The following is a 5,225-nucleotide window of genomic DNA, read 5'->3' on the forward strand; positions in this document are numbered from 1 at the left end:
CAGCATTTCGATTCGGTGTCGGTGTGCCTGTCCAAAGGCCTCGGCGCGCCGGTCGGCTCGGTGCTGTGCGGCTCCGAGCAACTGATCGGCAAGGCGCGGCGTTTGCGCAAAATGGTCGGCGGCGGCATGCGTCAGGCCGGGTTGCTGGCGGCGGCTGGCTTGTACGCGCTGGATCATCACGTCGAACGGCTGGCCGACGACCACGCCAACGCCCAGTTGCTCGCCGAGGGTCTGCGTGAGGCCGGTTTCGTCGTCGAACCCGTGCAAACCAACATGGTGTATGTGCAAATGGGCGACAAGGCCGCAGCACTCAAGGACTTTGCCGGCGAACGCGGAATCAGGCTCAGCGCCGCCGCGCGCTTGCGCATGGTCACGCACATGGACGTCAGCCGCGCGCAAATCGAACAAGTGATCGCGACATTCGTCGAGTTTTCACGCAAGTGACAGCGTCAGCCGTCCAATTGACCGTTTCTATCGTATAAACACGCTGTACCCCGCGCGCAGGGCCGATATAATGCGGCCCTTTGCCGTCGCTTCGTCTCATGACGTTTCGAACAGGCCTTTGGCCGCAGCCTCCGTGGAAGAACCTAATGAAAAGCGCAGAAATCCGTGAAGCCTTCCTTCGCTTCTTCGAAGAGCAAGGCCACACCCGTGTAGCCTCCAGCTCTTTGATTCCGGGCAACGACCCAACCCTGCTGTTCACCAACGCGGGGATGAACCAGTTCAAGGACTGCTTCCTGGGCCAGGAAAAACGTGCGTACACCCGTGCCACCAGCAGCCAGAAATGCGTGCGCGCCGGCGGCAAGAACAGTGACCTGGAAAACGTCGGTTATACCGCGCGTCACCACACGTTCTTCGAAATGCTCGGTAACTTCAGCTTCGGCGACTACTTCAAGCACGACGCGATCACCTTCGCCTGGACCTTCCTCACCGGCGTGCTCAAGCTGCCGAAGGAAAAGCTCTGGGTCACTGTCTACGCCACCGACGACGAAGCGTATGACATCTGGACACAGAAAATCGGTGTGCCCGCCGAGCGCATGATCCGCATCGGCGACAACAAGGGCGCGCCGTACGCTTCCGACAACTTCTGGACCATGGGCGATACCGGCCCGTGCGGCCCGTGCACCGAGATTTTCTACGACCACGGCGAGCACATCTGGGGCGGCCCGCCGGGCTCGCCGGAAGAAGATGGCGACCGCTACATCGAAATCTGGAACAACGTGTTCATGCAGTTCAACCGCACCGCCGACGGCGTGTTGCATCCGTTGCCAGCGCCGTCGGTGGACACCGGCATGGGCCTGGAGCGGATCAGTGCGGTGATGCAGCACGTCAACTCCAACTACGACATCGACCTGTTCAAGAACCTGCTCAAGGCTTCGGCTGAAGCGATCGGCTGCGAAAACGGCGATCAGTCGTCGCTCAAAGTCGTCTCCGACCACATTCGTTCCTGCGGTTTCCTGATTGCCGATGGCGTGCTGCCTTCCAACGAAGGTCGCGGTTACGTGCTGCGCCGGATCATCCGTCGCGCCTGCCGTCACGGCAACAAGCTCGGCGCTACCGGCAGCTTCTTCTACAAGATCGTCGCGGCGCTGGTCGCCGAGATGGGCGAAGCCTTCCCGGAACTGCAGAAGCAGCAAAGCAACATCGAGCGCGTGCTCAAGGCTGAAGAAGAGCAGTTCTCCAAGACCCTGGAGCACGGCCTGAAAATCCTCGAGCAGGATCTGGCCGAGCTCAAAGGCACCGTGGTGCCAGGCGACGTGGTGTTCAAACTCTACGACACCTACGGTTTCCCGATGGACCTGACCGCCGACATCGCCCGCGAGCGCGGCCTGACCGTCGACGAAACCGGTTTCGAGCGCGAGATGGAAGCGCAGCGTGTTCGCGCGCGTTCGGCCAGCTCGTTCGGTCTGGACTACAACACCCTGGTCAAGGTCGACGTGGCCACCGAGTTCACCGGTTACGCCGCCACCAGCGGCTCGGCGAAAATCGTTGCCATCTATAAGGATGGCCAGTCGGTCGACGTGCTGAGCGAAGGTCAGGAAGGCGTGATCGTGCTCAACCAGACGCCGTTCTACGCCGAATCCGGTGGCCAGATCGGCGACTGCGGTTTCATTCAGGCCGGCAGCAGCCGCTTCGACGTGCGCGACACCACCAAGACCGGCGGCGCATTCCTGCACCACGGTGTGCTGGCCGCGGGCAGCCTGACCATCGGCGCGCCGGTGGAAACCCACGTCGACGCCGAAGTGCGTCACGCCACCGCGCTGAACCACTCGGCCACTCACTTGCTGCACGCCGCGCTGCGTCAGGTGCTCGGTGAGCATGTGCAGCAGAAAGGTTCCCTGGTCGACAGTCAGCGCCTGCGTTTCGACTTCAGCCACTTCGAAGCGATCAAGCCTGAGCAGATCAAGCAGCTGGAAGACATCGTCAACGCCGAGATTCGCAAGAACTCCGCCGTTGAAACCGAAGAAACCGACATCGAAACCGCGAAGAACAAAGGCGCCATGGCGCTGTTCGGCGAGAAGTACGGCGACAGCGTGCGCGTGCTGAGCATGGGCGACTTCTCAGTTGAACTGTGTGGCGGTATCCACGCCAACCGTACCGGCGACATCGGCCTGCTGAAAATCATCAGCGAAGGCGGTGTGGCATCGGGCGTGCGTCGTATCGAGGCAGTCACCGGTGCTGCGGCGCTGGCCTACTTGAACGCGGCGGAAGAACAACTCAAGGAAGCGGCCAGCCTGGTCAAGGGCAGCCGCGACAACCTGATCGACAAGCTCTCGGCGGTACTGGAGCGCAACCGTCTGCTGGAGAAACAACTCGAGCAGTTGCAGGCCAAGGCAGCCAGCGCGGCGGGCGACGATCTGTCGGCCTCGGCAATGGACGTCAAGGACGTGAAGGTGCTGGCCGCCCGTCTGGACGGTCAGGATGGCAAGGCGCTGCTGGCGCTGGTCGATCAGCTGAAAAACAAACTCGGCCGCGCAGTGATCCTGCTCGGCGGTGTCCATGAGGAAAAGGTCGTACTGGTTGCAGGTGTAACCAAGGACCTGACTGGCCAACTCAAAGCCGGTGATTTGATGAAACAGGCTGCTGCGGCAGTGGGCGGGAAGGGCGGTGGTCGTCCGGACATGGCGCAGGGCGGCGGTGTCGATGCCGCTGCGCTGGATGGCGCACTGGCGCTGACCGTTCCATTCGTCGAGCAGGCTTTATAAGACGGCTCGCCGGGCTCGCAGTCTAGTGGCGGGCCTGGCGACTGTTCGAAAGATTATTGGGCGCCCTTCATGGGCAGAGGCGGCTTTGAAATGGCTTTGATCGTACAGAAATTTGGAGGCACCTCGGTCGGCACTGTCGAGAGAATCGAGCAGGTCGCCGACAAGGTTAAGAAATTCCGCGATGCCGGCGATGACCTGGTGGTTGTGCTGTCTGCAATGAGCGGCGAAACCAACCGTCTGATCGATCTGGCCAAGCAAATCAGTGGCGAGGCGCAACCGGTTCCGCGCGAGCTGGACGTGATCGTGTCCACCGGTGAGCAGGTGACGATTGCCCTGTTGGCCATGGCGCTGATCAAGCGCGGTGTGCCGGCGGTGTCGTACACCGGTAATCAGGTGCGGATCCTGACTGACAGTGCGCACAATAAAGCGCGTATCTTGCAGATTGATGACCAGAAGATTCGCGGTGATCTGAAGGCCGGCCGCGTGGTAGTTGTCGCCGGTTTCCAGGGTGTCGACGAGCACGGCAACATCACCACCCTCGGTCGCGGCGGTTCCGATACCACTGGTGTGGCACTGGCTGCAGCGTTGAAGGCGGATGAATGCCAGATCTACACCGACGTCGACGGTGTCTACACCACCGACCCGCGTGTGGTGCCGGTCGCTCAGCGTCTGGACAAGATCACCTTCGAAGAGATGCTGGAAATGGCCAGCCTCGGCTCCAAGGTGCTGCAGATCCGTGCGGTGGAATTCGCCGGCAAGTACAACGTTCCGCTGCGCGTACTGCACAGCTTCAAGGAGGGTCCGGGCACCCTCATTACTATTGATGAAGAGGAAACCATGGAACAGCCGATCATTTCCGGCATCGCTTTCAACCGCGATGAAGCCAAGCTGACCATCCGTGGCGTGCCAGACACCCCGGGCGTGGCGTTCAAGATTCTCGGCCCGATCAGTGCCGCGAACATCGAAGTCGACATGATCGTGCAGAACGTCGCGCACGATAACACCACCGACTTCACCTTCACCGTGCACCGCAACGACTACCAGGCCGCACAGACCGTGCTGGAAAACACCGCTCGCGAGATCGGTGCCCGTGAAGTCGTTGGCGACACCAAGATCGCCAAGGTCTCGATCGTCGGCGTCGGCATGCGTTCCCACGCAGGCGTGGCCAGCCGCATGTTCGAGTCCCTGGCGAAAGAAAGCATCAACATCCAGATGATCTCGACTTCGGAAATCAAGGTGTCCGTAGTGATCGAAGAGAAATACCTGGAACTGGCCGTGCGCGCGCTGCACACGGCTTTCGAACTGGATGCTCCGGCCCGTCAGGGCGAGTAATCCGCTTCTGTGAAGGGCGCGGTCTGACCGCGCCCTTTATTTTTGAATGGCGCGAGCCCCGGAACTGTTCTTTTGCTCGCGCTGGTCAATACTCAGGCATGTAGGGCTACGATCGCTGCGGTTGTAGGTCGGGTGCCTTTTTTTTGCAGACTGTTGTCCCTGAAATGAATGGCGTAAGGAGAAAGGTATGCTGATTCTGACTCGTCGGTGCGCGGAAAGCCTGATTATCGGTGACGGCGAAATCACCGTGACCGTGCTCGGCGTCAAAGGAAACCAGGTGCGCATCGGCGTCAACGCTCCGAAAGAGGTTGCGGTGCACCGTGAGGAAATTTACCTGCGTATAAAGAAAGAGAAGGACGAAGAACCAAGCCATTAATTTTTATCGATTTTTATGTTTGCAAACGGGGAAGAAGCTGGTTAATATACGCCCCGTGTTGCGGAGAGCTGGCCGAGTGGCCGAAGGCGCTCCCCTGCTAAGGGAGTACACCTCAAAAGGGTGTCGGGGGTTCGAATCCCCCGTTCTCCGCCATTATTTGCTTAGTACGTCGTAATCTGGCTTCTTCTGTAAGTTCTTGAAATTACTAGAAAAAGTGTTTGACATAGAGATTAGACGGCCTATAATGCGCGGCAACAAATGCACTCGTAGCTCAGCTGGATAGAGTACTCGGCTACGAACCGAGCGGTCAC

4 protein-coding genes and 1 tRNA gene are annotated in these 5,225 nt (G+C 60.0%); all 5 read left to right on the forward strand.

The annotated features are described in order from the left end of the window. Positions 1-444, forward strand: a 444-nt coding sequence (locus tag D6877_RS20920) for an aminotransferase class I/II-fold pyridoxal phosphate-dependent enzyme (RefSeq protein WP_130911984.1), incomplete at its 5' end; no start/stop codon positions are given. A gap of 146 nt (positions 445-590) precedes the next feature. Then, positions 591-3,206, forward strand: coding sequence for an alanine--tRNA ligase (gene alaS, locus D6877_RS20925; protein ID WP_130911985.1), 2,616 nt, complete (start codon positions 591-593; stop codon positions 3,204-3,206). Between the two features lie 90 nt (positions 3,207-3,296). After that, positions 3,297-4,538 carry an aspartate kinase gene (locus tag D6877_RS20930; protein WP_016773595.1) on the forward strand — a complete coding sequence of 414 codons (1,242 nt, stop codon included), beginning with the start codon at positions 3,297-3,299 and terminating at the stop codon, positions 4,536-4,538. A gap of 187 nt (positions 4,539-4,725) precedes the next feature. Continuing rightward, positions 4,726-4,914 (forward strand): carbon storage regulator CsrA, encoded by a 189-nt coding sequence (csrA, locus tag D6877_RS20935; RefSeq protein ID WP_002554426.1) that lies wholly within the window; start codon positions 4,726-4,728, stop codon positions 4,912-4,914. A gap of 62 nt (positions 4,915-4,976) precedes the next feature. Beyond that, positions 4,977-5,067, forward strand: a tRNA-Ser gene (locus D6877_RS20940). Positions 5,068-5,225: the final 158 nt, after the last annotated feature.

This window comes from Pseudomonas sp. Sample_9 (assembly GCF_004307535.1).
Taxonomy (GTDB): domain Bacteria; phylum Pseudomonadota; class Gammaproteobacteria; order Pseudomonadales; family Pseudomonadaceae; genus Aquipseudomonas; species Aquipseudomonas mercuritolerans.

What these genes read in the sequence shown, in the direction of transcription:
- alaS (WP_130911985.1), top strand. Translation starts at nt 591, where the DNA reads ATGAAAAGCGCAGAAATCCGTGAAGCCTTCCTTCGCTTCTTCGAAGAG.
- csrA (WP_002554426.1), top strand. Translation starts at nt 4,726, where the DNA reads ATGCTGATTCTGACTCGTCGGTGCGCGGAAAGCCTGATTATCGGTGAC.
- D6877_RS20930 (WP_016773595.1), top strand. Translation starts at nt 3,297, where the DNA reads ATGGCTTTGATCGTACAGAAATTTGGAGGCACCTCGGTCGGCACTGTC.